This window comes from Flavobacterium sp. KY-23415 (assembly GCF_055384985.1).
Genome location: NZ_AP044001.1, coordinates 682,797 through 708,046, shown reverse-complemented (window position 1 = coordinate 708,046; position 25,250 = coordinate 682,797). Strand labels below are relative to the sequence as shown.

The following is a 25,250-nucleotide window of genomic DNA, read 5'->3' as shown; positions in this document are numbered from 1 at the left end:
AAAAATGATTAATAAGCATAAATTATAATGTATTATTCGTAATTAACCTATAATCATTCCTGCAATAGTTGCAGATAGTAATGAAGCAATACTTCCACCAATAACTGCTTTTAGTCCAAATTCTGACAATGTTTTTCTTTGATTTGGAGCCAATGATCCAATACCACCAATTTGAATTCCGATAGAAGCAAAGTTAGCAAAACCACAAAGCATATAGGTGGCCATGATTACTGATTTTTCGTAGGTAAAATGTATTTCATTTGCTACATTTTTTAATTGTGCTAACTGTATGTAACCTACAAATTCTGAAGCAGCTAATTTTATTCCTAATAATTGCCCCATAAGCATCATGTCTTCTGTAGCTACTCCTATTAACCACATCAAAGGAGAAAATATTAAACCTAAAATTGTCTCTAATGAAAATTTTGTATAGGGAGTGTTTTCTGCGATAAAACTATTTAATCCTGTATAATATCCTATTTTGTCTAATCCGTAATTTAGCATTGCAATAAAGGCAATGAAAACTAGAAGCATTGCTGCTACATTAGCTGCTAATTTTAATCCTTCCGATGTTCCTGTTGCAATAGAATCTAATATGTTGGATCCTATTTTTTCTTTTGTTACTTCTACATTGGTATCGATTATCTCTGTTTGAGGGTATAAAATTTTAGAAATAATTATAGCTCCAGGTGCAGCCATGACTGAGGCAGCTAATAAATGTCTAGCAAATTCTGCTTCTAAAACTTTGTCTCCACCTCCTAAAAAACCTATGTAAGCAGCAAGAACTCCACCAGCTACAGTAGCCATTCCTCCAACCATTACCAGTAAGATTTCTGACTTATTCATTTTTTCTAAATAAGCTTTAATTAATAGAGGTGCTTCTGTTTGTCCTAGAAATATATTTCCTGCAACTGATAGACTTTCAGCTCCAGATATTTTTAATAATTTTGTGAGTACTATGGCTAATAGTTTTACAACTTTTTGAATGATCCCTAGATAGAAAAGTAATGAAGTTAGAGCTGAAAAGAAAATAATTGTTGGTAAAACTTGAAATAGAAAAATGAATCCGAAACTTTTAATGTCCATCATTCCGCCAAGAAGGAATTCACTTCCTGCTCTTGTAAATTCTAGTACTTTAGTGAACAGTTTTCCAACAAAATCGAAAAATAATTGCACAAAATGAACTTTTAATATTCCAAAAGCTAAAATTAATTGTGCTATTAGGCCAATTGCTACAGTCTTCCAATTGATTGCTTTTCTGTTTGCACTAAAAAGAAAAGCAATTGCTAACAAAGCTATCATTCCTATTATTCCTCTAGTAATGCCTATTCCTGTTAGACCAGTGCTTTCAACCAAACTAGCTTTGTTGGTATTCTTTTCTTTGGTTTTGTTAGATGAGAAAAATGAATAGGCTTTATCTCCTTTTTTTAATGTTAGAGTAGAGTCTGTTTTTGTGTCTATAACAAAGCGTTTAGTGGGAGAATCAGATCCGTTTTCGAAAAGAAATAAAAATTTATCTTGTATTAGGTAATCGCCTTTTTGTGGGAGGCTATCTGATGCTAGTTTTAAATTATACGTTCCTTCTTTTAATTCTAAAAATGCACTCTCAGCGTTTTTTGATTGCCATTTTTTTTCAATTTCTTGCGCACTTAAATTCAGTAATGAAAAGGTAAGTGTAATTAATAAAAATATTTTTTTTAGCATTTTGTTACGTTTGGATTAAGATTCTTTTTTTGAGATTTCGTCTCTAATTTTTGCTGCTTTCTCATAATCTTCATTTTGAACAGCTTCGTCTAGTTTAGTATATAGTTCTTCAAGAGAATTATTTGATAAATCTTCTGTTTTGTTTGCGGTTTTTTCTTCTATTCCAAATGTTTCTGGGGTAGAAAGAACATCGTTGTTGTCTTTGTTCTCTTCTGTTTCTGAAGGGTTTATTTTAAGATAAATTCCAGCTTTGTCTAAAATGTTTTTATAGGTAAAAATTGGTGCGCTGAAACGAAGTGCTAAGGCTATAGCATCTGAAGTTCTTGCGTCTATAATTTCTTCTATTTTGTCTCTTTCACAAATGATGCTAGAGAAGAAAACGCCATCAACCAATTTGTGAATAATTACTTGTTTTACAATGATATCAAATCTGTCGGCAAAATTTTTAAACAAATCGTGTGTTAACGGACGAGGTGGTTTAATTTCTTTTTCTAATGCAATTGCGATTGATTGTGCTTCAAAAGCACCTATAACAATTGGTAATTTTCTTTCTCCATCAACTTCATTTAATATCAGGGCGTAAGCACCATTTTGTGTTTGGCTATAGGATATGCCTTTTATTGTTAATTTTACTAAACTCATTGTCCAATTTGTAATAAGTATCTACTTTGTAGTGTAATACTTAAAGGTTTTTATAGGTTACAGATGTTTTTTATTAGCCCTGATGGAAACGAAAATCCTTTTTTATGGTGAATAACCTATAAAAAGATTGAAGTGAACAGCAGGAAAATGATTTGCATAAAAGCGCAAGCCATTGCGCTCCAAAAATAAAAAAAAGAGCTATCTAAACAAAGATAACTCTAATTTTAATATAATATATTTTTAAACACTTAAAAAATTAAGCGTTATTGGCTTTGAAAGCTTTTAATTTTTCGATTAATTGTGGAACAACTTCAAAAGCATCACCAACAATTCCGTAGTCAGCTACCTTAAAGAAAGGAGCTTCTGGGTCTGTATTGATAACAACTTTTACTTTAGAAGAGTTAATTCCTGCGATGTGCTGAATGGCACCTGAAATCCCTACAGCGATATAAAGGTTTGCTGCAACTGGTTTTCCTGTTTGTCCCACGTGCTCGCTATGAGGTCTCCATCCAATGTCTGATACTGGTTTTGAGCATGCAGTTGCAGCACCAAGTACAGTAGCTAATTCTTCAATCATTCCCCAGTTTTCTGGTCCTTTCATTCCGCGTCCTGCAGAAACTACAATTTCTGCATCTGCAATTGTTACTTTTCCTGTTACTTTTTCTACGTTTTCAACTTTAATACTAAAGTCTGCATCGTTTAATGTTGCTGCGAAATCTTCTTCTGTAAGTGAAGTGTTTGCTTCAACCAACCCAAATGAATTTTTGGCAATTCCGATAACTTTTACGTCTGTAGTGATTTCTGTAATGTTGAATGCTTTGTTTGAAAAAGCGTTTCTTTTTACTTGAAACGGAGAAGTGCTTTCTGGAAGAGCAACTACGTTTGATGCATAACCTGCATTTAATCCGATTGAAACAAGTGGAGCTAAATATAAACTATCTGTTGTTGAAGATAAAATGATTAATTTACTGCTTTCTTTTTCTGCAGCTTGTTTAATTACGTCAGTGTATGCTTTTGCATTAAAAACGTTTAATTTGTCATTTGATATCTTTAATACTTTTGATACTCCGTATTTTGCTAACTCAGAGTTATCATTATTATTAATTGTAATCGCTGTAACTGTTGTTCCGATTGTATCTGCTACTTTTTTTGCATATGAAGCAATTTCAAGTGCTACTTTTTTAAATTTTCCTTCTGCTGATTCAGCATATATTAATATTGACATATTTTTTAGTTTAAATTGAATAATGGTTTGAAATTTAACCTTTTTGGTTAAAAATAAAAACGTTATAACTAGATTACTTTAGCTTCGTTGTGTAATAAATTTACTAACTCGTCTAGATTATCTGCATTTACTAATTTTACTGCTGATTTTGGAGCAGGTTTTTCAAATTTTACTGCTTTAGTAGCGTTTTCGTCACCTGTAGGTTCGTTAACAGTAAGTGCTTTAGAACGTGCCATCATGATACCTCTCATGTTTGGAATTCTTAAGTCTTTTTCTTCAACTAGTCCTTTTTGTCCTCCTATTATTAATGGTAGATTTGTAGATAGGTTTTCTTTTCCACCATCTATTTCTCTCGTTGCTTTTGCATTATTGCCTTCAATTTCTAATCCTGTACAAGAGTTTATGAAGTTGTAATTAAGGATGCCAGCAAGCATTCCTGGAACCATACCTCCGTTGTAGTCTAATGATTCTTTTCCAGCAATAACTAAATCGTATCCGCCTTGTTTAACAACTTTTGCTAATTGTTTTGCAACGAACATACCGTCTTTTGGGTTAGCGTTTATTCTGATTGCTTCGTCAGCACCAATTGCAAGTGCTTTTCTAAGTGTAGCTTCTGCGTCAGGACCTCCAACGTTTACTACGGTAACCGTAGCACCTTGTTTCTCTTTGAACATAACTGCTCTAGTTAGTCCAAATTCGTCATTTGGGTTAATTACAAATTGCACACCATTGGTGTCAAACTCAGTATCGTTGTTTGTGAAGTTAATTTTTGATGTAGTATCAGGTACATGACTGATGCAAACTAATATTTTCATTTATTTTTAAATTAAAATTATATATATTTCAAGGTTACGAATTTACTAAAAAAAATCATAAAATACTATGCGTGCATAATATTTTTTTATTAACAATGATAAAATATAAAATAGAATGATTTTAACTACATTTTTTTTTTATATATTTGGACTGTTCTTTGTTTTAAGAATTTAAGATAACTATAGATTAATGAATACTAAAAACCAAATTAAAACCCATTTTGATTTTAAAATAATTCTCTTTTTTATATCAATCTTTATTTTTTCATGTGCTTTGCTTGCTTTTCAAAAAGCAAATGAAGAGACGTGTGAAGTGGTTGATTTTAAAATAGAAGCTTCAGAGTTTACTGTAGGTGAGTTGATTACTTTTTCAGAAAATTCTAGTAGTTCGTTTTCATGGAGATGGTATTTTGGTGACGGCACAGACATTTCGTATAAATCTAAAATTGGTCACGTGTTTACTAAACCAGGTAATTATAAAGTTAAACTTTTGGTTAATGAGTCTTGTGAGATAGAAAAAAGTATAAAAATTTCACAGAAGCAAGTTGTCGTTGTAGAAAAATTAGAAGTAGATTTTAATGCACCAGATAGAGTGACACAAGGGGAAAGTGTGCAATTTCAGGATAAAACGAATAATGCAGAAACATGGGAATGGAGATTTGGAGAAAGTGGTAAAGTAGATAGCAAGTCTAAAAATCCAAGATATGCATATCGAACTTTAGGTGTTAAGACAGTTTCATTGGTGGTTAATGGTGACAAAAAGAATATTAAATTTAGTGATATTGTTGTTGTTTCAGGTGCACCAACGAAGGTTGAAAAAAAGAAAAGAAAAATTGTTGAAATAAAACCAGATACAATAGTTCGAGCTTTACCGGAAGCTGAAGCAACGCGTTTAGTGCCTTCGGTAATAAAAACAATAAATGAAACAGAGTTTAGTGAGTTAATGTATTTAATATCTGAGGATAAGATTTCATTAAGTAATTTTAAGAATAATTTTTGCTATGATTTTCCTCCTTTAATAAAAGTAAATTCGGATAAAAGATTCATGACTTTAGAGCAATTCTATAAGTCAATACGAAATAAGGGAATAAAAGTAAGGAAAGTTACAATTAATAAAGAGAAAGATAAATGTATTGAAACAATACATGTAAGTTTTAAGTTTAAAACATTTTTTTAAATCTGTATCACTAAAAAACAAATAAATATGGCGAACACATTTTCAAATAGCTATGGAATCGGAGGGAACGAAGTCAAAGTAGAAGGACAAGAAGGGATTTTAGAAATTCCACAAAATAGAACATTAATAGCACAAAAGCTAACACCAAATACGCCTGTAAAACCTCAAGTAGTTACTGGTTTAAAAAATATGGATGAAGTTTTTGAACATTTTGATCCCAAAGTAAAAGTAAGCTTCGAAGATGAAAATGGGCAAACAGTTAGAGAAGAATTACAGTTTAAAAATGTTGGAGATTTCTCTATTAACGGAATTTCGCAACAAAGTTCTATTTTGACTGATTTAAAGACAAAAAATGAACAATATAAAAAAATGATTAAACAGCTGAAGACTAATAAGGTTTTGAAATTAGCCTTGCAAGATCCAGATGCTAAAAGATCTATTATAGAAACATTAGAAACTTTAATTTCAGAAATAGAAGAATCAGACAAATAAACAATTATGGCAAGCAATGAAAATAGTAGTGCTTTATCAGGGATTAATGAAGAGCATAAAGAAGTACAATCACGTTCGTTAGAGCAGAGTTTAGAATCATTTATACAGTTTGGAGGATTTGATTTATTAGAAGGATCAATAGAAGGAGTTCAGAATTTGAATCCAGAAAGAAAAGCTAGAAAAAATATTTTTTTAACAGAATCTAATAAAAAAGCAGAACGTCAAAATCTAAAAAAAATATTAAGATTGTGGTCGGATTCATTAAAATCTTCGGATAATTTGGTAGATTTAGTGAATGATTGTACAAATAAATCAGAAGAAGCAGAAAAGACATTTAAGAAGAATCTTAAAATTGCAATTGAAGAAGTTAAAGAATTAGAAGAGAACTATAGAAGTATTGCTCTTTTTTATAAAAATACAGAAGAAAGTAAACTTAAAAACATATCAATTGTTAACGCTGAGTTAGAACAATTAAGTGATTTAGATAATACTCGCTTTATAGATAGTATTCAGGAAGAATTAGTGAATGGTTTTGATCGTTTAGATTTGAGGCAAAATTATTCTATATTAGTTATTCCAGGTTATTTAGGTTCTAACAAAGTAGTTGAAAAATGGGCAAAAATAGCATATGATAATAAAGTCATGTTAATAACAGACTTTCAGCATTTAGATGAACCAGACGATGTTATGGAAATGTTTGAATCTGCAAATTTAACAGGAGGGGATACCTATCGTTCAAATGTAATGATGGCATGTAACTGGCTTGTGGGTAGAGGTAAACATGACGAAATTGAAGAAGAAGATGATCTATATGTTGCTCCTTCAATGGCATTGGCGGGGAAAGTATATAATACTTTAATGTCTCAAATTACTGCAGGTAAGAAATTTGGAGGGATTAATGAGGTTGATGGTGTTAAATTTGATTTGAAGAAAAGTGAAATTGCTAATTTAGAAAATCTTGGTTTGATACCGATGGTTAATGAATATGGGAAAGTAATGGCTTTTTCAGGGAAAACATTATTTAATGGAGATAACTTAGGGCTTCAAACTTATTCTGTAGTTCGTGTATTTGATTACATTACCAAGGTTCTTATGGATTTTTTAAATAGAAGAGCTTTTGAAAATTTTAATGCAAAAACAAGAAAAGAAATCTTAAATCAAATTGTTAAATTCTTAGATAATGTTGCTGGTCCAGATAAACTTATTGAAGATTTTGATATTAAAAGATTTGAACAAGATCCAAATCAAAAAGATAGAATCTTTCTTGATATTAGACTAAAACCTTATTTTCCGGCTAAAAATTTCTTAATTAAAATGGATGGACAAAAAGGAGATGATGGTAATGATTGGGATACTGATTATGCGGAATCATAATCAATAAAAAAGTAACAATAGGGAAGAAAATTTTTAATTTTTTTTATTACTTTTGAAAAACAAACAAACTATAAACATTAAATTTTAATCTTTAAATATTACATTATGTCATTTAAATCAAAACTAAAAGTTGGCGGGAAAGAATTAAACATTTTAAGTGCAACTTATGACTTATTCCAAGAGGTTGACGCAAGCGGAAGACCTTCTTCGGTTACTCGTGGTGGAACAATTAATTTAGTAGTTGAGTCAACTGGGGATTCATTCTTCTTCGAATGGATGACGAATAACTTTGAAAGAAAAGATGGGTCAATTCAGTATGTAAAACGAGATACTGACGCAAAATTAAAAGAATTAAACTTCAAAGAAGGTTATTTAATTAAATATAAAGAATCTTTTGATGCTACAGGAAGCAATCCATTAGTAGAGTCTTTTACTATTTCTGCAAAAGAAATTTCTATGGGTGGTGGTGAGCATATTAACGAATGGGTATAATAATCTTTTCTTTATAGTAATGAATTTTAAAGGGTTAGTATTACTAACCCTTTATTGTCATTTTTTAAATAATCAAACTTTATAGATATGTCTTTTTTAGCAAAATTTGAAATTGACGGGGAGGTTATGAATGTCTTAGAGTTCCAATTCTCAATTGGACAAGATATTGATAAAAGTGGAAAGCCTTCTGCAGACCCAAACGGTGGTAGATTTAGAGTTGTTTTAGAATCTACAAAAAGTACCATGCTATTTGATTGGATGATTAGTAATAATCAAACAAAAAATGGGAAGGTAACTTTTTTTAGAAGAGATGCTGTTTCTAAAATGAGAGAATTGCAGTTTAACGACGGATATTGTATAGGATATAATGAAATTTTCTTAGCTCAAAGTAATTCCTCAATGAGTGTAGAAATTATTATTTCTGCTAAGGAAATTATTATGAATGGATCTAAATTTAGTCGTAACTGGCCATTAAAATTTTAGAAAGTTATGGATGAATTAGAAGCTAATTTTTTCATAGGTTTAAGTATTCACTTTGGTGGGCCTAAAACGTATATGTCTGGAACTGCAGGTGTTGGAATAAGTCAAAAATTTAACTTTGTAACTCCAGGTGTGAATCTTGGTGTGAATTTCTATAATGGAGGTTTAGGTGCATTGCCGAATAGTTCAAATTTTAATATTGATACTGTTATTACTGGTAAGCTTACTGTTGGTGGTGGGGAAGGAGAACCAATGACAATAAGACCGTTGCATTTGAATAGTGGATCGGGTATGGAAGATAATTACAAGTATTCTGCAACATTAGGAACAAATTTTATTCTAAATAATAATAGTAGAAATCAGCATGTAGGTTTTCTTCAAGTTAGGGCTTTTGATTTTAGTTTTCAGACCTATAATGATTTTCAAGGTTTTCATAAAATTGGAATAAGTGATGGGTATGATCGTTGGTGGACAGGTGGTGGGAATATTACTATTGGAAACAATAATAGTGACTATCAATTGGTTATTGCAAGTGATGTTTTTACTGCAGATACAGATGTTGAACCACGGACTAAAAGTGTTATTGATGGGAAAACAGTAGCTTCTGATGAAATGAAGCTGGATGTTTTCGAAAAAAACATCCCTGCACCTGATAATAGCGGATTTTATGAAAAATATTTTCTTCATAAACCAAATATTGCTTCAGAACTTAATCAAGATTATCTTAATGAATATAGAGGTGGAATTACTTGGAATAACCAGATGCATGATTTTAATTTAAATCAGGGAAGAACATCTTTTAGGCTAAAAACACCGCAAGGAGAATTTGGTTTAAATGGCTTAGGAGCTGGACACATGTGGTCTCAAAATAGTATTCATAATGTCATTAATTTTCATGTAATACCTTCAACGAATCCAAATTATTGGGAATTTCAATATACACCATTAAATCAACAATTTTAATTGAAAAAATATTCATTCTTAATTTTTCTTATTTTATTGAGTTGTGAGAAATCATTTTATAACTCTAAAAAGATAATGCCAAAAGAAGAATATAAATATTATGATAAAGATTTTGTTTTACCAAAGTTATCATTGTTGAAAACGAATGGAATTTATATTTCTAATTCAGAAGAAAAATTTGAATATAAAGTTGACAGTTATAGAATAAATTATCCAGATAGGGATCATCCAGCGTTAAAAGGAAATATTCCAAGTAAGGATACAATAATTTTTTTTAACAGGTATTTTTATTGTCAGTTTACAGATAATGGCTTGTGGAAAGAGTCAGGGGGATATTATAATCTGGAAGATTTAATTGAAAGTATAAAAAAAATTGACACAAGTTTAGACCATAATGTTTATAAAATTAAAGGCGATAGTTTATTCTTAGAATCCTATAATTGGTATAGGAAAAGATTCACTTATAGAAATGCAGTTATTATTGCAGATACAATTTTTTCAAGAGATAGAGAGAGTAATAATGAAGAAAATACTGTAAAGTATATTTATCATCCTATTAATCTTTAATGCCTTACTTAGAATATTTTGTTAATTGTTATTGAGTGTTTTAAGATAGGTCTTAGTGTTAGAATTACACTGAATGATATTATTAAAATTAATAACAAATGAAAAAAAAAGGGTTACAATATATAATAGTTTTTTTATTTTTTTTTAATTCACATAACTTATCGAGTCAATCTTTAAATGATACGTTTGATAATATTTATTTAAAAGAATTGAATCTTGAAAATATTGCACTGAAAGAAAGAATAAAAAACTTTCCTGATGATGCTAAAAAAGTTAATGCAGAAATAGCTTCTGCATTAAGAAGTAAAGATTATCAATTTGCAATTCAAAAGGCAATAATTTTAGACAGTATTTTACCAAATAATCCAGATGTTAAAAACTTTAAAGGAAAGATGTATTATAAATTAAATGAACTTGACTCATCGTTACGTTCATTTAATGAGGCTTTGGTATTAGAGAATAAAAACAAATGGTTTTATATGAATAAAATTGGTGTTTTATTTGAAATGAATAGGTATGAAGAGGGATGTTATACTATTGAAAAATTGCTAGAAATTGCTCCAGATTGGGCTATAGCTCACAATTCTAAAGCAGTGGTATTAGAACTAATGAATAAGAATGATGAAGCAATGCAATCTTATAATAAAGCCTTACATATTGAACCCAGAAGTGCTCAAATTCTAACGAATAGAGGGAATTTATTTTTGAAAATGGGAGATAGAGACAAAGCATTATTAGATTATAAACAGGCATTATTATACCAGTCAGATTATCAGTTAGCAACACAAAAAATAAAAGAAAATTCAAATTAGTAGTAAAATAATTTGTAAGCTTCTAAAACAAAACAAATAAACGAAGTTATGGCAATAAGTACAACTATCAGTATTAAAATAGGAGATGAAACTCTTACACGATTTTCTAAATTGGTGATTCACCAAAAAGTACACACACATCATACTTTTTCAATCCTACAACCCTTACCAAAAGAATTTGTGAGTCAAGCGCTAGATAAATCACAAAGCTACATTGGTCAAAACATAAAAATAGAAATAGCACCTTCCAGTCTAAGAACCACTTCACCGCTACTGTTTCACGGAATCATTACAGAAGCACAAATGATACGAACTTCGGGTGCTGCTGGAGGTATTATCATTAATGGTTATAGCCCAACCATTGCCATGGAAGGTACACCCAAAACACAATCTTTTTCAGACAATTCACTGTCAGATATTATAAAAAAAGTAACAGGCAATTATCCGCAAAGAGAAATACAACCCGCAGTTACTATAAAAAACGATACAACCCTACCCTATATAGTGCAATATAGAGAAAGCGATTTTGGTTTCTTGGCAAGATTGGCACAAAAAAAAGGACAATGGTTTTATCACAATGGTGAAGAATTGGTTTTTGGACAACCCAAATCTAAAAATTTCACCTTAGAATATGGTCGCTCCTTGCACAGTTTCAATATCGAAATGCGCACCAAACCACTTGGTTTTGAATATGTGGGTTATGATGCTAGTAATGCAGAAACACAAAAAGCCAATGCAACCGAAATAAATTACCAACCCGAGGGCTATGCAAAAGTGATGTATGAAAGGTCGAAAAAGCTTTTTCCAGACCATGCCACCATGCTTTATACACACCCTATTGAAGAGGGAAGTGCACGAACTCATTTAATAGATAGAGTAACCACACAATTGCAATCGCGTGCAGCAGACTTAGTTACTGCAAAAGGAGATAGTGATGAAACAGGCTTGCGAATTGGAGATGTTGTTTCCATTCAAGAACCTGCTTTTTCAATGACAGGAAATCTATTAGATGGCTTGCAAGAACAAAATTTTGGAAACTATATAATTACCGATATTACACATGTTTGTGAAGAATCGGGTTCCTATCATAATAGTTTTCAAGCAGTTCCGGAGAGTGTTTTGGCACCACCCTATGGTAATGTACACAATCACCCAACCGCCGATACCCAACCTGCTGTTGTTACAGACAATAATGACCCTGCGGGCTTAGGCCGAGTGCAAGTAACATTTGCTTGGCAAGACGGGAACACCCCTTGGATTCGCATGGTGAACCCACATGCAGGAGGCGGAAAAGGAATGTATTTCATTCCCGAAATTGGTGAAGAAGTATTAGTAGGTTTTGAAGCAGGCAATGCCGAAAAACCTTTTGTGCTTGGAGCCATGTATAATGGTAACGCATCAAGTGCCTATGCCACTTCGGGGAATGACAACAAAGTAATACAAACCAGAAGCGGGACAAAAATAATCATGAACGATGCAGCAGGAAGTGTTTTTATAGAAGATCCAAGTGGAAACACGTGGATGATGGACGGAAAGGGTAATATTAGTGTGAATGCAACTAAAAACTTTTCCTTAGCAGCAGGAGAAAATATAAGTATTTCAGCTGGAAAGAACATCTCAGTAAGTGCAGGTGCAAATATTGATAATTCTGCTAACGAAAACATTACAACAGTTGCGGGAACAGATATTATACAAAGTGCAACAGGAGATATTAAGGAATCATCAGATAAACGTACTGAAATAGTAGATAAAGATTTTATGCGTCAAGCAGATATTTCAAATGAAATAGCGTCAGAAGTTTCTATTTTTAGTGAAAAAGAAAACATGACGCTTCAAAGTGGAAAAACTGTCGAGTTTAATAGTGCAGAAAAATCTAAATTATTTTAATTATGGCAATTCATAAAAAAGCAAAAAATATACATATTACTGTGGTGACAGATTATAATTTAGTAGTTGGAGGAAAGTTGGAAAAACTTACTAATAAATTTAATACAGAAGCTAAAAGCGGAAACTTAAATTTAATTTCAAATAAAAAAATAGTATCAGATGGTAATAAAGGATAAGTTTCTACAATTGTTATTCATCATCCTAGTATCAAACATATTCACTATTTCATGTCAAAATATTAAAATGGAACAAAAATTTGATTGGTCGGCAACATTATCAGCCCCTGAGGAGTATCCAGTACAAGTTTATGAAGGTGCTATAATAGCAAAAGATTATCAACAGTCTTTCACTGGTTTTGGAGACATTAACACAGGATGGGGAAACTATGCTGCTTCTGTTATTATGGGTCCAGACCTTAAAAATATTCCTGATAGTTTAAATATAGCTTGGCATTCCTATGTAAACCAAAAAAACTTTATAGGAAGATGGAAGCTTCCGAAGGAGCAAATTCAAAAAATGTTTGAAGAGGGTTTTGTGGATCATTCAACAAATAAAAAGATGACATATACTACTATCGTTGTTGGGTTGTCTCCAAATGGATTGGCTGTACTTTGGTTACAAGGCGGAGCAAAACAAGTAGAAGTAGCACATTTTGTTGCAACGGAAGACATGCATTTAGATGTTTCAAAAATAGAGAATGGTTATGTGTTTGAAAAGGAGTATAACGACATCGTTTTGTCTGATTTAAATGAAAAGTTTAATACTATTGATAGGATTAAACAAAAGACTTATCCTGCTATAGATATTTATGATGTTTTTAGAAAAAAATATTTCTGGAAACCCTTAATAGTATTGCCTAATGCTAATAAAATTAATGCGTTTGTTCTTCACACATATAACGGTGAAATAGAATTAGATGGTTCTAATACAAACGGTATTGCAATTGATTATCAAAAAAGAGCAATTATAAAATCAATTTCATTTAGTTGGATTGATGAACATAATAAAAAAGTTGCAGATTGTTGGCTAGAAAATTTTAATGAAGAGGAAATAATTAGAGCCTATGATAACTTTACAGATTCCGAAAAAATTGATTTAATAATTAAAATAGAAGAAAATTCAAAAGTGAATCTATTGTTGAAAAGTAGCGACAAAGAAATAGCAATAAAAAATTTTAAAACGATAATAGAGTAATCTGTTAAATTGTAATTTAAAAAATAAGCCTATGTCAATAAATATAAGTTTTAGTGACTATTCACCACCTGAAATAACTGAGAATAGTGGTCAAAAACAAGAAATTGTAGCAAGTTTCTTTTTTGATGGAACACTAAATAATTTGAGAAATAGTTATATTAGAAAAGAAAAAGAGAAAAAGAAATTAGATAAACCTTATGATAAAATTGCTGTAGCAGATGATCCTTGGGGTTGGGACAAAGATAGCTATTTAAATGATTATTCTAATGTGGCTAGGAAATATCAAGTTTGTAAAGAGGTAAATAAATTTTATATAGAGGGTATTGGTACAGAAGATGGTGAAACCGATACTGTTAGAGGTTATACAACTGGTACAGGTAGTACGGGGATAAGAGCTAAAATTAGAAAAGGATGTGAAAAACTTTCTGAAAAAGTTAGAAATGATGTTACTTTAGACTTAATTATTGATGTTTTTGGCTTTAGCCGTGGTGCAGCTGCTGCTAGAGCATTTGTACATGAACTCACAAGACAGAAATATTCGGCTAATGTTATTTACACTGATTTTGGAGAAATTTATGAAGATTTAGATGGTTATCAAGTAAATGAAAAAGATTTGCCAGCTAGAGGACATTTAGGAATGCTTTTAAAACAAAAAAATGTAACTATTAATTTGTTTAAAATTAGATTTGTAGGATTGTACGATACAGTTTCGTCCTATGGGCTAAATTTTGAAGATGATACTACAGATAAAGTTGATATTTCTGAAATTAATTTATCATCTATTTCACATGGTTCAGTAAAAAGAGTTGTGCAAATTGCGGCTGGACATGAATGGAGAAAAAATTTCAATCTTACTAATATCAAAAGTTGCGGTAGTAGAGGCTTAGAACTCACTTTTCCTGGGGCTCATGCGGATATAGGTGGGTGTTATGAAAGTGCAGAGGAAATTCAAATGCATTATATTAAACCATTAGCTTCTGATATGAAATATATAGGAGTATATGGAAATACAAAACCAGAATTTGAGGAAAGGAAAGAATTTTATAAAAAAGATTTGATAGGTGCAGGGTGGTATAAAAGTGATGAAATTACATTTGAGTTTGTTACAGGAGCTTATACTTTAGCATATAAAGGTAAACGTTTTGTATACAAGCAATATAGTTACATTCCACTTTATTTCATGTGTGAATATTCTATGGAAACGGGTACAAAAATAAATTTTTCATCATTGAAAAATGAATTTAAGATACCACAAACTGCTGGTTCATCCCAACATATTTTAGCTTATGTACATGAAAAACTAAAAGAATATGCTAAGAATGCAGAATCTGGAGAAGAGAAGTCATATAAGAGTTTTCTTGATTTTATAAATGAGAAAATACTTATCAATAGCTATATACATTGGTCAGCAACAAATAAATTAGGGCATTCACCAAGAATAAATAATGTAAGAAAAATTGTAAATGGTTAGTTGTGATCGCATTTAACTTCTTAATTAAATTAACAGAGAATGTAAAAAAGCGATGCTAATGCTTATTACTAACAAATTTAAACATATGAAAAAAATTATAGCCTGTATAACTTTATTTAGTAATTTAATTGCATGTCAAGATATAAATATGGAATATAAAATAGATGTAGGTGCTTATCACGATGAAGATTATTATATGCACACTCAAAGATGTCATTTCCTTTCTCCAGATGGAGATTATTTACCAGTGTTATTTGTTAATGATGGTATAGTAGGTTATAAAACTGGAACAGTAAGTGGAGACGGTTATGAAAAGGTGCCAAACAAACTTGAAATATTATATTTCTCTCTCACAGAAAATAAATTTTTTGAAGGGAGTTTTATTTTGCCTTATGAGGAATTAGTAAACTATTTTAAACAAAAAAGCGAAGAACAAAATAATAACGGGCAAAAATTTAATTATTTATCGGTAATTATAACTTTAGGAGGGCAAGTTACTGTTTCTATTTCTGGTGAATCTGATAGTGAACAAAAAATTATAGGTATTTATAAAGCAACAGAAAAGAAGGATGTCATTTGGAGTAATTATTATGAATATGGTACAAGAGAAGAAAAAATAAATGATTATATGGAAGATGGGTTTAAAGAATATGTGAAAAATCAAATTTTAACAAAAACTTTACCTTATTCAAAGTGGGACGACTATAATAAAAAATATAATTGGAGATATGTTTTTGATTTTCCAAAAGATTATAAATTTTTAGATATAAGCACTAGATTAATAAACAATGAAGGAGAAAGAGTATATAAATCTAATCCAAATATTTTAAAAGATGAATATAAAATGCGCCCTTTACCATTTAAAATTGATGTTAATTTAGAAGATAATAAAGGAGTTAATCATAAAGCTTGGTTGTTTTTTACAGAAAGTAAAAGTTATTTATTAGCAAATTATAAAGGAGGAGAGGGGTTATTATTTCCTAGAGATTTTAGAGAAGAAAAATTTTACATAAAAATGCAAGAATTAGACCCGCTTAAACCCATTGATTTAATATTTAAACTTGTAGAAAATAAAATTCATTTTATAATAAAACAAGAGGATAAGCAATTTCAAATGAATGAAGTAACATTTTGGTACGTAAGATAATTTGCGAATAATTATTTCGTAGTTAATTTATTATAAGAGTTATGGAAAGCACTAAAAATAGGGTAATGATGAAATACTAATAAAGAAAAAGTAGAGTAATAAAATTGAATTATATGTTTATAAAGACTGAAAATTGAAACCTAAATATAAAAAATACAAAATAAAAAAAGGGGATACTTTGGAAAGTATCGCATTACAATTAGAGAAAACAACTCACGAAGTAAAAGGTTTTCATAATGTTTTTTGTAAAGATACCGATTATGTTGGCATTGAACTTCCAAATCATTTGAAAGAATTATTCATATATCCTGAGTATAATGAAGAAAAATTATCGTTAATACCTAAAGTATCATTTTCAGAACCATACAAATTAGAACTAAAACCGTTTCAAAATAAAATCAATTATGGAGTAATGTACACAATCACCGAAGGTGAACAAAAAAATACATTGAAATTCGAAATCAGTTTGTCTTATAAAGGAAAAACCAATAATAACGATTTTATAATTGAAATAGATAGAATTTCTCAGACATATATTAATGACGAAGAAGCTTCTAATATAGCCGATGAATTGGCAGAAAAAACGAATAAAGTACTTTATCCCTTAGAAGTAATAGTTAGTCAAGAAGGAAGATGGATAGCAATAAATAATTATTCAACAATCGCAAAACGATGGAAAGTAGTTAAAGAAAAGATTTTAGAGGAGTATGAAGGAAAATGGGTACAGCAATACCTTGCATTAAATGAAGTGGTTTTGGAAGAAGAAAATCAATTGTTGAGAGCTTTAGAGAAAGATTGGTTTTTAAATAGTTATTTTAATGCTATTTATGTTTATTATACTCATAAATTTAAGTTTGAAACAACAATATCATTTCCAATACTAACAAATTGTAAAGCAGTAGAATATAAGGTAGAACAAAAAATAGATGAATATTTAGACGAACAAAATTTAATACGAATCGAGCAAAATGGAATTTTAGAAGATAGAAGATCAAAATCCGACTTACAAAATGAAATGAATATTCCATATTTTGGAATGTTATATCCTGAGTATGACAAGGCAAAGGGAGAAATTAGAACGTTATATTTTTTAAATGAGAAATCCAAATTGATAGAATCTTTATATTTGGAAGGTTCCATAGTATTAAAAGAAGAAAAAAAGATACAAGTAGTTGTGTCTGTAATATAAAATTGGGGTGCAAAATAGTAGTAGATAAAATATTGCAATTTTGTATATTTAAGGGTTACAAACAAACAAATCAAATGAGCGAAAAACATATTGTGGTACAAGGAGCAGAATGCCAATGTAAGTTTAGCGTAGAACCTAAAAAAGATAAACTAAAAGTTTTATCACAAACCAAGGACTATGCAAATGATAAAGACGCATCTAAAAAACTCATTGCAACCGATAAGGAAATTGGTCAAACTTTAGAAAAAAACACCTTTGGTAAATGCAAACTACAGCCCACAAGTAGCGATTATTTACCTTGCAAAGCCGTAATAACAAAGTGGAGCGGTTTCTATGAAAAGGTGGTAATGTCTAATCAAGGAAAAATACTTTTAGAAGATAGTAAAGCCACTTGCCCTATTGGTGGTCCAGATTGTATTTCCATAACTAAACACGGGCAAAAGACAGAAGGTTCTTCTCAGAATGCTAAAAATGCCAACGAAGACGTGCATAGTCAGTTGAACCCTATGGTGAATATAAAGAAAGTTGGAAAAGAGCCCTTAAAGCATGAAAATCTAGAATTCAATTCAAATTAAAATGGCAAGAGGAGTAAAAAAAATAAAATGGACAGGTAAAGGAGCTGTGTATCAATCACGTTCCGATTTCTCTTCTAGAATTGTTATTCCAGCAGATAAAGAAGTTTGGTTTGCAGTGAGTGAATGGCATACAGGGACAAAGCCTGAAGATAAAACAAAAAATATAAGCTGGTTGTGGCAAGAACATGATCGAAATATTATTATACACAAAAGGCAAATACCAGGTAATAAATCGTTTAGTGTAAAGATGCCTTCTAAACTTTGTGGTTCCTACAGTTATTATTTAGAAGCAAGTTTGTCGGGTAAAACGGATCCTAATTTCACAGGATTATATGTAAACGGTTTGTGTAGTAAAAAAATAATTGCTAGTAAATGGTGTTCTTCCGTTGATGGTCCAGATAGGAGACAAACACCAATTTTCTATGGTAACGATATACATCTCAATTTAGATACTGAAGGCTTAAATGGAGATAAAGTAATTATTGAAATATATAATATTCAAAAACTCAGAAGCGATAAGTTAATTTTTACCTATACAAACGTAAAAGTGGCTGATGGAGAAGTTAACTTAGAAATTAGAAACACAGCGGTTTGGCAAGGAAAAGTAAGTAATATCCAAGAGGAAGAAAAGTTCTATATAAAAGTCAAAGATCAGGTAACAGGGCAGTATATCTTAGATGGAAAGAGTGACGACGAGCATGGTCGTTTTTTGAGAATTAAAAATAAATTAGTTGCTAATACTCCAAAACCACCAGTAAATAATACACCTTTAAAAACAGGTGAACCTAGTGCTAAAGCAGAGCGTTATGAACCTTGTAAATTTGAAACCATTTCTATTACAGAAACAGAAACAAAAGATGGAAAAGTATCACAAAATAAAGTAAAGATTTTTGATAACGGAACTGGGTTAGTGAATCCTGTAAATCAACAAAATGAAATATCAAAAACCATTTTTTTTAATTTTGATAGTGATGTAATTACTAAAGATGGAAGCGAAAAGTTGCAAAATACATTAAGTTTCCTTTTAGAACACGAACATTCCATTATAACTATTAATGGTTATGCATGTGTAATTGGGAAAATGGAATATAATAAAACCCTTTCTCAGAAAAGAAGTGATGCTGTTAAAAAATTCTTTGCGGACGGGAAATTAGATACTCGTAGAATAGTTTCAACAGGAAAAGGAGAAATCAAAGCAACAGATAATCATAGTGAAGGAGATAATTTAAAATATAAAGACGAAAAAGAATATATAGAAGCAAGGAGAGTTGATATAAGTTTTAAATATTTTGGTCATACAGCAAAAACAATAGAGTTTGAAACCATTGCACCAAGCAAAGATAAAGACTTATTAATTGATATAACTGGTTTTCAAACCAATGCTTGTTTTAGAGATAAAGATAAACACAAAAAAGAAGTAAAAATAACTTCTACGGAATATAAAACCCCATTGATAAAGCAAGGAGAACACATAAGCTTTCCTATACATTCCGCATTATCAACTTGGAACGTAGCACCATTACAATATATATGGCCAAAATGGAATTTGATTGAAGGAGCTACAGGTAAGGGTGTAGATTCTGCCGAAGAGTACAATGTTTTTATTCATTCTTGTCGATACTTTTCTGAAAATAAAAATTCGACTATTTTGATTAAAGCTTATCCTGATATTAAATGGAAATTTGATTTTTTTCTCAATTTAAGTAATAAACTTAGTGTTAAATGGCAAAAATTATCTCCTGAAAGAGATAAAGAAATGAAAAGTAAAGCAGGCAAAATAGGTGCAGAAAAAAGATGGAAGCAAACTGAAATTGATTTCGGAGTTTTGCTTGATGCAAATTGGAACAGCATATCTGATGACAGATATAGCTCACATTTTGACGCTACTTTAAAGTACGAAGAGAAAATAAAACAATTTTATAAGATATTCGAATCAATAAAAGAATTTTCAAAAGGAGTTACAGGACAAACTAAAGGGAAATTAGCAAGTAGCAGATTAGGAAAGGCCTTACCTTTTAAAATTTTTATTAATCCACCAAATTTTTGTTTAGGTGCCGAATGGCAACTTGAAAGAGGAGAGAAAAATAAAATAAAATTGCCAGAACTAGGGACAAAAATGGAGTTTTATTTTAAGGCTGAACCTTTAATAGAATTGGCTATAAATATTGACTTATTAGATGGGATAGTTCAAGTAGGAGTTGGTGTTGTAACAGGAGGAGCTGGGAATATAGCAGCTAAACAAATTTTTAACGAAGTTAGAGATTGGCTTGCCGATGATGACCATGCATTCGTATTTAAAATGTATTTTGATTTAGAAATCAAAGGAACAATAAATGGTTCTTCTGTGTTCACAATCAATACAAATTCTGATAATGCCAAAGGAGAAGCAAAATTAGATACAATATTAAAAGTCGAATTAAAGGCAGGTATTGAAGTTCGCGGAGCAATAGTTATCGTTATTGGAGAAGCTTATGTAGAAGCCGAAGCATCTGCTAAAGGTTCTGCATCGGTTACTTTTGGTCATGGCTTATATTATGAAAAAAAATCAAATGTTCCAGATGTTTATTATCAACCAAAGCTAAAATTTGATGGATTAAAAGTTACTGGAGTTTTAAAAGCTAAAGTTGGTTTATCTATAAAAAAAGGAATTTTTAAAAGTGATCACAGCAAAAATTTAGTTGATTATAAATTTGATAAAACATTATTTGAACCATTTGATGTTATCGAAAAACTTGAAAAAGTATCAGGAATAAATTCTAAAATCTCTTTAATTAAATAAATTTATAATAATGAAAATGTTAAAAACTATAATAATTTGTTTAGTATCAATTATAATACAATCATGTAATTCCCAAAAGAAAGATAAAGTGAATGAACAACAAGAAAAAGTATTAAACAATCAAGTTCAAGTTCCTTTTGACTTAATTAATATTAAGCTTGACGAAAATATAAAAGATGTTTTGAAAACAGTTGATTTGACTTTTAAAAATAATGAGGAAACAGATGCTTTTACTCTTTTTACTAATCAAAAATTTGAATCAACATCATCAAAAGTTTTAATCTTTGATAAAATAGCCTTAAGCGGTAAAAATAACAATCAAAATAATAACGTTATCTTTCATTACAGTGAAGAAGATAGTATTGTTAAAATGTATCAAGTAAATATATTTTCTAATCAAGAAACTGAAAGCCTAGAAGAAAAATTGAACTCTGAATTTGGGAAAACAATTTTTCAAAATCAAAAATCTGGAAATGTGTCTGACATTATTGATGGAGAAATGAAACAAACTAATATAAGATTTGATGAAAAAGTAAGGATTTGGTCAAATGAAAATTTAATTTATTATTTTTTTACACAGATTACTTATAACGATAATGTTGAGTATAAATCAAATTTATTTGTGTTAAAAAAACAAAAAGAATGGGTCGATTTCATTGGTGGTTTAGGTTATCAAGATATAAATCAGTCATTAAAATAACATAAAATGCAACAACCATATTATACCTTAGATTTCAGTGCTTCTGCATGTATGTTTGAGATAAGAGTAAATGATTATCCAGTTATTATAATGAACATAGAAGGACAAGTTGCTACTACCATTCCTATAAACTATGCTATCCTAAAAAGTGGTGAACAAACTATTTCTGTTTCCATTTTACCGTTACTAGGTGAGTCAAGAATAGATACTAAAGCTGAATTAAAATTTGATATAAAGCTATTTGATGTAACAAACGATTTTATTTTTAAAGAAATGTTTGGAGCTTATCAATCACAAAAAGTCGAAGAGGATAAAATTTTACCAGTGATTAATTATAATAGTACTTTTTTCGCTGAAGTTCCTTACGAGTTGAATGCTTGGGAAAAAGGTGAAAACTTGAAAGATGTAAAAGACATAAATAAAAAACTTTTTAAAGTTTATGCTGATATATCAGATTTTATAAAAAGTAAAAATTACGATTCTTTTGTAAAAGCAATTGCCAAAAGAGAAGAAAATATGGTCAAATCGATGTATTTGTCAAAAGAAGAAGCATTGTCTAGAACCAGTGAATTAATTGATGATTTTAAAAATGGTTTTAAAATAATGCCAGTTGATTCTAATAGTATTTTACATATTTGTGGTCATGGAAAAGTTGCTAGTTTTAAAAAACCAAATGGAGAATCTGCTCTTTATTTATTGAATGAAAATACCCAAGAAGAATTGATGCTTGACATTACCTTTTACATTCCAAAAGGGAAAGCAGAATTTGAAGTTATTTAATTGTATTATATTACAAATTAAGTAAATAATAAAAAATGGAAAAATTTATTAAACCATTATATAGTGTTTATCCACATTTATATTGTTCTGGCTCTATATATGTTAACGATGTACCAGTAGTAGAATGGTATGGAAAAGAAACTACAGAAGGAGGATTGAGTGGTGATAGTGAAATAAATCACGTATTGTTACAATCAGGTAAATGTAAAGTCGTTGGCAAAATGTACCCAAGGTATGGTAAAAAAGTGATATCTGAAGAAGAAACATTGTTTATTGATTTTTATTTAGCGGAAGCTGATTTAGATAAGTGGAAAAAAACAAGAGCAAAATTCCACCCTAAAATAGAATCCTCTTGGGATGGATTAAGTGAAAATATTAATTATCCTTATTTTGAAATTACTACCGAGATTGAGGTAGAACTTCCTTTTGTTTTAGATGGATGGCAAAATTCAGTAGATTTATCTAAAATAGAAAAAAAAGAACTTTTAAAAGAAGTACTTACATTTTATAGAGAAGTTCATGCCATTTTAAGAGAACACAATGCAACAAAATTTTTAGATCTCTCAAAAGAAAAAATGAAATTACAAGAAGAAGCATTTTATTTTAGTGAAGAGCGAAAAAAAAGTTTTATGGAGGGTGCTTTAAAACTTTTTAATCAAAATTTAGAAGTAGAACCACTTATAGAAAGCGAATTAAAGTTAGAAATTATGGGATATGGTAAGCTTGTAAGACTTATAAAGTTAGATGGAAGTCAGCCCTTACAATTTAAAAGTCCAGATATTGAAAAACAAGGGAATATTGAACTGGAAATAAAGTTACATATGAGGAGTAAAGAAAAAGGATTTAGTATAATATAGTTATGAAAAGGCGTAAATTTATACAACAAACCGTTACCGTTGCAACTGGTTTAATAGTATTACCTAATTTAATTTCTTGTTCAAACGAAGAATTATCGTTAACTTCTTTATTAGGCAAGAAAGATACTGTTTTAACAAATCTAAGTTTAAAAAAAGAAGGGAATAGCGATTTTTCATATATTATACTTGAAAATAGTAGTTATAAACACGACTTAATTGTTGGATTAGAAGCTTTTGTTTTTTCAGTAGATCAAACAATAGTTGGTTTTACAATTTGGGAAACAGGCATAGCAAATTCAATTAAATATTTTGATAAGTTAAATAGTTTGTATAAAACACCAAAAAAAACTATAGCCAATGACTTTGGCATTGAAAATTTATGGATAGAAAGTGATAAACATATAAAATTATGCTACACAAAACCTTATAAAGGTTTAGAACAAAATACACATTATAGTGAATATTTACCTGAAAGTAAATTAATAGTATTTTAAAAATTATAAAAGCATATCAATACAACAGACAAAACTTCATAGGCACATTAACAAATAAAATTTATCAATAAAATAAAGGCTTACAGCCTTCTTACTTCTGAATTTAACCCCATTTTTTGAGCAAAAAAATTTAAAAACAGGGTTTGCCGTTTTCTTGAGACAATTTGAAGGGTACTTTATCAAACATTAAAAACAAATTTAAACTACACTTTCCATTGGATATTTGAAAACTTATACATGAAACTCTATTTCATTAAAGTATATAGGTTTCACTGGCTTATTTCTGAATTTGCCTTCATACTTGTGCTTTTGATAAAAAAAATAGATATTCAAGTTTATCTAGATATAAAATGGGTGTTGATATATCTACAAAAAAAAGAATACAATTGGTTAAGCCACATATTGAGTAAATTTAGTTAAAAGAAATTGTTCCTTTTCTAAAATATTCAAAACTTATAAATCATATAATTGTGCTTGTTTTTTAATAAATCTAATTGTATAAAAAGTGAATCTTTTCTTATATTTGAGATATAAATAATTTACTATTAAAACAAACAAACAAGCAAACAAGTAAACCTAATGAATTTAAAACAAGTGTATGATTTTTGAAATTATAGAAGAAACTACCATTTTAATGAATGGCTTTCAGAAAGAAACAAAAACTAGATTTAACATTGATTTTTCTTTATTTAGTAAAACAGAAGACGAACGTATCTATATTATAAATAAAGAAAAAATTCACACAATTCCTATTCAAGAAAATGCTTTTTTAAGAATAGTAGAGGAGTTGGAGACATTGAACTACCCTATAAAAATCAAAACGGATTATAAAGGACATTTCGTCGAAATTTTTGAACATGAAAAATGGCTTGAAGAATGGGATAGTAGAGCACAAGAATTGATTGAAAAATTCGATTATTTTGACAAAGCTAAAGATGTAAAAGAATATTACTATAATATAATTAAAGACCGAGAAGTATTTACTAAAGCGAAATTTAAAGAACCCTATTGGAATTTGTTTTTTTTCAACCCTCCAATAGACAATGTTAATCTACCCGATATTGGAACAACCTTAAAATGGAATATTAAAGCAATAGGGCAAATACCTTGCATAGGGAGAACAACAATCTTAAACCCAGGATCTAAGGATGTTATTATTTCTTTTGATTCCTATCAAAGACTAACGCACAATATTATAGACCTTTTGAAACCACATATTAAAAGAGGAATCCGATGGGAGGATCAAACGGTAAAACTACACGCAGAATCTCATTTTGACAATGTAGAAAAGAAAATAAAAAGAAAATCGGCTTTATTCCAATTTTTAATTAATGAAGAAATCCGTTATATAGAGAAAATTAATATAACACTAAAAGGGTAGGAATAAACAATAAAAAGATTACAAAGGCTTTAAGTGTTTTAAACTTAAGGCCT

At 29.8% G+C, this 25,250-nt stretch carries 25 protein-coding genes; 21 read left to right on the top strand and 4 right to left on the bottom strand.

The window, feature by feature from the left end; all coding sequences use genetic code 11:
- Positions 1-42 precede the first annotated feature (42 nt).
- The 4 genes from ACZ49Z_RS03470 to ACZ49Z_RS03455 form a co-directional block, all read right to left on the bottom strand.
- On the bottom strand, positions 43-1,704 hold the full coding sequence (locus tag ACZ49Z_RS03470; protein ID WP_464306805.1) for a NupC/NupG family nucleoside CNT transporter: 1,662 nt from the start codon (positions 1,702-1,704) through the stop codon (positions 43-45).
- A 15-nt stretch (positions 1,705-1,719) separates the two neighbouring features.
- Complete coding sequence (locus ACZ49Z_RS03465; protein WP_464306804.1) at positions 1,720-2,346, bottom strand: bifunctional nuclease family protein; 627 nt, start codon at positions 2,344-2,346, stop codon at positions 1,720-1,722.
- Between the two features lie 256 nt (positions 2,347-2,602).
- Positions 2,603-3,571 carry an electron transfer flavoprotein subunit alpha/FixB family protein gene (locus tag ACZ49Z_RS03460; RefSeq protein WP_464306803.1) on the bottom strand — a complete coding sequence of 323 codons (969 nt, stop codon included), beginning with the start codon at positions 3,569-3,571 and terminating at the stop codon, positions 2,603-2,605.
- Between the two features lie 68 nt (positions 3,572-3,639).
- On the bottom strand, positions 3,640-4,386 hold the full coding sequence (locus tag ACZ49Z_RS03455) for an electron transfer flavoprotein subunit beta/FixA family protein (protein WP_464306802.1): 747 nt from the start codon (positions 4,384-4,386) through the stop codon (positions 3,640-3,642).
- Positions 4,387-4,576: 190 nt separating this feature from the next.
- Here ACZ49Z_RS03455 and ACZ49Z_RS03450 point away from each other — a divergent pair, with 190 nt between their 5' ends.
- From ACZ49Z_RS03450 to ACZ49Z_RS03350, 21 genes are all read left to right on the top strand, one after another.
- On the top strand, positions 4,577-5,563 hold the full coding sequence (locus ACZ49Z_RS03450) for a PKD domain-containing protein (RefSeq protein WP_464306801.1): 987 nt from the start codon (positions 4,577-4,579) through the stop codon (positions 5,561-5,563).
- 27 nt (positions 5,564-5,590) lie between these two features.
- Positions 5,591-6,055: a hypothetical protein gene (locus ACZ49Z_RS03445; protein ID WP_464306800.1), complete on the top strand. Its 465-nt coding sequence runs from the start codon at positions 5,591-5,593 to the stop codon at positions 6,053-6,055.
- Positions 6,056-6,061: 6 nt separating this feature from the next.
- Positions 6,062-7,429 carry a DUF5458 family protein gene (locus ACZ49Z_RS03440; RefSeq protein WP_464306799.1) on the top strand — a complete coding sequence of 456 codons (1,368 nt, stop codon included), beginning with the start codon at positions 6,062-6,064 and terminating at the stop codon, positions 7,427-7,429.
- 105 nt (positions 7,430-7,534) lie between these two features.
- Positions 7,535-7,921, top strand: coding sequence for a type VI secretion system tube protein TssD (tssD, locus tag ACZ49Z_RS03435; RefSeq protein WP_464306798.1), 387 nt, complete (start codon positions 7,535-7,537; stop codon positions 7,919-7,921).
- Between the two features lie 87 nt (positions 7,922-8,008).
- Positions 8,009-8,404 carry a type VI secretion system tube protein TssD gene (tssD, locus tag ACZ49Z_RS03430; protein WP_464306797.1) on the top strand — a complete coding sequence of 132 codons (396 nt, stop codon included), beginning with the start codon at positions 8,009-8,011 and terminating at the stop codon, positions 8,402-8,404.
- A 6-nt stretch (positions 8,405-8,410) separates the two neighbouring features.
- On the top strand, positions 8,411-9,364 hold the full coding sequence (locus ACZ49Z_RS03425) for a polymorphic toxin type 23 domain-containing protein (RefSeq protein WP_464306796.1): 954 nt from the start codon (positions 8,411-8,413) through the stop codon (positions 9,362-9,364).
- 75 nt (positions 9,365-9,439) lie between these two features.
- Complete coding sequence (locus ACZ49Z_RS03420) at positions 9,440-9,931, top strand: hypothetical protein (protein ID WP_464306795.1); 492 nt, start codon at positions 9,440-9,442, stop codon at positions 9,929-9,931.
- Positions 9,932-10,029: 98 nt separating this feature from the next.
- Positions 10,030-10,743: a tetratricopeptide repeat protein gene (locus tag ACZ49Z_RS03415; RefSeq protein WP_464306794.1), complete on the top strand. Its 714-nt coding sequence runs from the start codon at positions 10,030-10,032 to the stop codon at positions 10,741-10,743.
- A gap of 48 nt (positions 10,744-10,791) precedes the next feature.
- The gene (locus ACZ49Z_RS03410) at positions 10,792-12,630 is read left to right on the top strand and encodes a type VI secretion system Vgr family protein (RefSeq protein WP_464306793.1); all 1,839 of its coding nucleotides are present in this window, start codon (positions 10,792-10,794) and stop codon (positions 12,628-12,630) included.
- 2 nt (positions 12,631-12,632) lie between these two features.
- Positions 12,633-12,806, top strand: a complete 174-nt coding sequence (locus tag ACZ49Z_RS03405; RefSeq protein WP_464306792.1) for a hypothetical protein — start codon at positions 12,633-12,635, stop codon at positions 12,804-12,806.
- 67 nt (positions 12,807-12,873) lie between these two features.
- Positions 12,874-13,824 (top strand): DUF2931 family protein, encoded by a 951-nt coding sequence (locus ACZ49Z_RS03400; protein ID WP_464306791.1) that lies wholly within the window; start codon positions 12,874-12,876, stop codon positions 13,822-13,824.
- 31 nt (positions 13,825-13,855) lie between these two features.
- Positions 13,856-15,295, top strand: coding sequence for a T6SS phospholipase effector Tle1-like catalytic domain-containing protein (locus ACZ49Z_RS03395; RefSeq protein WP_464306790.1), 1,440 nt, complete (start codon positions 13,856-13,858; stop codon positions 15,293-15,295).
- 85 nt (positions 15,296-15,380) lie between these two features.
- Positions 15,381-16,442 carry a DUF2931 family protein gene (locus tag ACZ49Z_RS03390; RefSeq protein WP_464306789.1) on the top strand — a complete coding sequence of 354 codons (1,062 nt, stop codon included), beginning with the start codon at positions 15,381-15,383 and terminating at the stop codon, positions 16,440-16,442.
- A gap of 133 nt (positions 16,443-16,575) precedes the next feature.
- Positions 16,576-17,631: a hypothetical protein gene (locus ACZ49Z_RS03385; RefSeq protein ID WP_464306788.1), complete on the top strand. Its 1,056-nt coding sequence runs from the start codon at positions 16,576-16,578 to the stop codon at positions 17,629-17,631.
- Between the two features lie 74 nt (positions 17,632-17,705).
- Positions 17,706-18,206, top strand: coding sequence for a DUF4280 domain-containing protein (locus tag ACZ49Z_RS03380; protein ID WP_464306787.1), 501 nt, complete (start codon positions 17,706-17,708; stop codon positions 18,204-18,206).
- A gap of 1 nt (position 18,207) precedes the next feature.
- Entirely contained in the window at positions 18,208-20,985 is a 2,778-nt protein-coding gene (locus ACZ49Z_RS03375) for an OmpA family protein (RefSeq protein WP_464306786.1), read from the top strand.
- A gap of 16 nt (positions 20,986-21,001) precedes the next feature.
- Positions 21,002-21,685: a hypothetical protein gene (locus ACZ49Z_RS03370; protein WP_464306785.1), complete on the top strand. Its 684-nt coding sequence runs from the start codon at positions 21,002-21,004 to the stop codon at positions 21,683-21,685.
- A 6-nt stretch (positions 21,686-21,691) separates the two neighbouring features.
- Entirely contained in the window at positions 21,692-22,465 is a 774-nt protein-coding gene (locus ACZ49Z_RS03365; protein WP_464306784.1) for a hypothetical protein, read from the top strand.
- A 35-nt stretch (positions 22,466-22,500) separates the two neighbouring features.
- A complete protein-coding gene (locus ACZ49Z_RS03360) occupies positions 22,501-23,322 on the top strand; it encodes a hypothetical protein (protein ID WP_464306783.1) in 822 nt (273 codons plus the stop codon).
- A gap of 2 nt (positions 23,323-23,324) precedes the next feature.
- Positions 23,325-23,816, top strand: a complete 492-nt coding sequence (locus tag ACZ49Z_RS03355; protein WP_464306782.1) for a hypothetical protein — start codon at positions 23,325-23,327, stop codon at positions 23,814-23,816.
- Between the two features lie 598 nt (positions 23,817-24,414).
- A complete protein-coding gene (locus ACZ49Z_RS03350; RefSeq protein ID WP_464306781.1) occupies positions 24,415-25,197 on the top strand; it encodes a hypothetical protein in 783 nt (260 codons plus the stop codon).
- Positions 25,198-25,250: the final 53 nt, after the last annotated feature.

Coding starts and splice junctions, on each gene's coding strand:
- ACZ49Z_RS03470 (WP_464306805.1), bottom strand. CDS start 1,704: ATGCTAAAAAAAATATTTTTATTAATTACACTTACCTTTTCATTACTG.
- ACZ49Z_RS03465 (WP_464306804.1), bottom strand. CDS start 2,346: ATGAGTTTAGTAAAATTAACAATAAAAGGCATATCCTATAGCCAAACA.
- ACZ49Z_RS03460 (WP_464306803.1), bottom strand. CDS start 3,571: ATGTCAATATTAATATATGCTGAATCAGCAGAAGGAAAATTTAAAAAA.
- ACZ49Z_RS03455 (WP_464306802.1), bottom strand. CDS start 4,386: ATGAAAATATTAGTTTGCATCAGTCATGTACCTGATACTACATCAAAA.
- ACZ49Z_RS03450 (WP_464306801.1), top strand. CDS start 4,577: ATGAATACTAAAAACCAAATTAAAACCCATTTTGATTTTAAAATAATT.
- ACZ49Z_RS03445 (WP_464306800.1), top strand. CDS start 5,591: ATGGCGAACACATTTTCAAATAGCTATGGAATCGGAGGGAACGAAGTC.
- ACZ49Z_RS03440 (WP_464306799.1), top strand. CDS start 6,062: ATGGCAAGCAATGAAAATAGTAGTGCTTTATCAGGGATTAATGAAGAG.
- tssD (WP_464306798.1), top strand. CDS start 7,535: ATGTCATTTAAATCAAAACTAAAAGTTGGCGGGAAAGAATTAAACATT.
- tssD (WP_464306797.1), top strand. CDS start 8,009: ATGTCTTTTTTAGCAAAATTTGAAATTGACGGGGAGGTTATGAATGTC.
- ACZ49Z_RS03425 (WP_464306796.1), top strand. CDS start 8,411: ATGGATGAATTAGAAGCTAATTTTTTCATAGGTTTAAGTATTCACTTT.
- ACZ49Z_RS03420 (WP_464306795.1), top strand. CDS start 9,440: ATGCCAAAAGAAGAATATAAATATTATGATAAAGATTTTGTTTTACCA.
- ACZ49Z_RS03415 (WP_464306794.1), top strand. CDS start 10,030: ATGAAAAAAAAAGGGTTACAATATATAATAGTTTTTTTATTTTTTTTT.
- ACZ49Z_RS03410 (WP_464306793.1), top strand. CDS start 10,792: ATGGCAATAAGTACAACTATCAGTATTAAAATAGGAGATGAAACTCTT.
- ACZ49Z_RS03405 (WP_464306792.1), top strand. CDS start 12,633: ATGGCAATTCATAAAAAAGCAAAAAATATACATATTACTGTGGTGACA.
- ACZ49Z_RS03400 (WP_464306791.1), top strand. CDS start 12,874: ATGGAACAAAAATTTGATTGGTCGGCAACATTATCAGCCCCTGAGGAG.
- ACZ49Z_RS03395 (WP_464306790.1), top strand. CDS start 13,856: ATGTCAATAAATATAAGTTTTAGTGACTATTCACCACCTGAAATAACT.
- ACZ49Z_RS03390 (WP_464306789.1), top strand. CDS start 15,381: ATGAAAAAAATTATAGCCTGTATAACTTTATTTAGTAATTTAATTGCA.
- ACZ49Z_RS03380 (WP_464306787.1), top strand. CDS start 17,706: ATGAGCGAAAAACATATTGTGGTACAAGGAGCAGAATGCCAATGTAAG.
- ACZ49Z_RS03375 (WP_464306786.1), top strand. CDS start 18,208: ATGGCAAGAGGAGTAAAAAAAATAAAATGGACAGGTAAAGGAGCTGTG.
- ACZ49Z_RS03370 (WP_464306785.1), top strand. CDS start 21,002: ATGTTAAAAACTATAATAATTTGTTTAGTATCAATTATAATACAATCA.
- ACZ49Z_RS03365 (WP_464306784.1), top strand. CDS start 21,692: ATGCAACAACCATATTATACCTTAGATTTCAGTGCTTCTGCATGTATG.
- ACZ49Z_RS03360 (WP_464306783.1), top strand. CDS start 22,501: ATGGAAAAATTTATTAAACCATTATATAGTGTTTATCCACATTTATAT.
- ACZ49Z_RS03355 (WP_464306782.1), top strand. CDS start 23,325: ATGAAAAGGCGTAAATTTATACAACAAACCGTTACCGTTGCAACTGGT.
- ACZ49Z_RS03350 (WP_464306781.1), top strand. CDS start 24,415: ATGATTTTTGAAATTATAGAAGAAACTACCATTTTAATGAATGGCTTT.